The 235-nt window shown below is 63.0% G+C and carries 1 protein-coding gene; it reads left to right on the forward strand.

The features are described from left to right. On the forward strand, positions 1–182 hold a 182-nt coding region (locus tag RVY79_RS21605; protein WP_317466671.1), incomplete at its 5' end, for a hypothetical protein. Positions 183–235 lie beyond the last annotated feature (53 nt).

Below are 235 nucleotides of genomic sequence, written 5' to 3' on the forward strand. Positions count from 1 at the left end.
GCGTGCCCGGCGACGATCCGCTTGCACGTGCGTTACGCAACTCAGGCATCAATGTGGACGACAGCCGCGTGGTGGACCTGCTGATCGATCTGCAGGACATGCACGATCTGCAGGCGATCGAACACTGGCCAAGCGCACTTGAAGACTTGCGCTGCCGGTTGCCCGCGGCTCCGTCTGCCTGAACTGCCCAGCCTTGATCGAAACCCGGCCTGCGCCGGGTTTGTCATTTCAGCGC

This window comes from Chromohalobacter sp. HP20-39, from assembly GCF_033052815.1.
GTDB lineage: Bacteria > Pseudomonadota > Gammaproteobacteria > Pseudomonadales > Halomonadaceae > Chromohalobacter.